We start from the raw sequence: 1,347 nt of genomic DNA, 5'->3' as shown, positions 1-1,347 counted from the left end.
CGTTCAATGGCGACATATGTCTGTTTGCGCGAAAACCGTTTGGAGGTTTGTACATATTTTTGGGTGATCTTACTGGTCACGGTTTAGCCGCCGCAATTGGCACGATTCCATTGTCTCAAGTATTTTTTACGATGACGCGAAAAGGTAAGCCGGCGGCTTCTATCGTTAGGGAGATGAATCGTTCTTTGAGAAACTTTGTGCCGCGATCAATGTTTTGCGCTGCGGGCTTTATTGAGCTGGATGCTAGTGGTGAAAGGGCAAGGGTATGGTTGGGTGGTTTGCCTGCTTGTTATCATGTTAATGCCTATGAAGGAAAATGTAATGAAGTGCTTTCTAAACATCTGCCTTTAGGGATTCTTGAGAATGAAGCGTTTAATGCCAGTATGGATGATATTGATTTCCACCAGGGAGATTCTCTTCTTCTAATGACTGATGGAATTCCAGAGTCGACAAACAGCACTGATGAAATGTTTGGGATGGATCGTGTAGCTCAGTGTGTTTCAAGAGAGCAAACGGACGTGTTCAAGGAGATGTTGAGTCAATACCACAGCTTTGTTGAGGATGCACCTCAGCATGATGATGTATCTTTACTAGAGGTGATGGCATATAAGCCGGAAGCTGATGATATTCTTATGAACGACGTTTCGATGTTTCCCTGGAAAACCTCGCTCATGTTCAATGAGGAATTCTTGCGTAAAGATCTAAATATTGCGTCTGAGGTGTTTTATTTGCTTCCGGATCGACCTGAATTTGCGGTTCATCAGGAAACAATTGCAACTGTCCTGACGGAGTTATTCTGTAATGCCTTGGATCATGGCATTTTGCAGTTATGCTCTTCTCTGAAACAAGATGCAGAAGGTTTTGAAAGTTATTATTTGATGCGTGCAGAGCGCTTGACAGCATTAAGCGAAGCGAGCATTGAAATAAAACTTGAGTACGGTCTTGATGAACCAAGAGTTCTCGATATTGAGATTATCGATTCAGGCGCTGGATTTGATATTTCCGACATCACAGAAAGGCCTTTCGATGATCATGCTCCTAGTTTTCACGGGAGAGGTTTGAAGTTGGTTGAATCGCTCTGCCGCAAAGTGCGCTTAAACGATAAGGGGAATAGTGTGCGAGCCTCAATTCGACTCGCATAAATGGTCTTAAGCTTTGCTGTGATAGAACAAGAATACGTCGGTTAGTTGTTCAGCAATGATCGTTTCAAACTGTTGCATTAACTTCTTATTGTTGATGATTGGAGCAAAGTCTTCATTATCAAATAAACCAGATAAGGCCATATACGGAAGTAACAATTCGGCGCTTATTTCTTCGTTCTGATTAAACCAATCTGACTCGTTATTT

1 protein-coding gene and 1 pseudogene are annotated in these 1,347 nt (G+C 42.2%); one reads left to right on the top strand and one right to left on the bottom strand.

What is annotated here, in order from left to right:
* The coding region (locus A3762_RS04275) for an ATP-binding SpoIIE family protein phosphatase (RefSeq protein ID WP_082868936.1) at positions 1–1,142 on the top strand (1,142 nt) is incomplete at its 5' end.
* Between the two features lie 6 nt (positions 1,143–1,148).
* On the opposite strand, the pseudogene A3762_RS27060 reads toward A3762_RS04275, so the two are convergent.
* Positions 1,149–1,347 (bottom strand): annotated as a pseudogene (locus A3762_RS27060) (YecA family protein); the annotation flags it as partial.

The sequence above is a fragment of the Oleiphilus sp. HI0125 genome (assembly GCF_001635355.1).
This window is presented reverse-complemented; position numbering and strand designations above follow the sequence as displayed.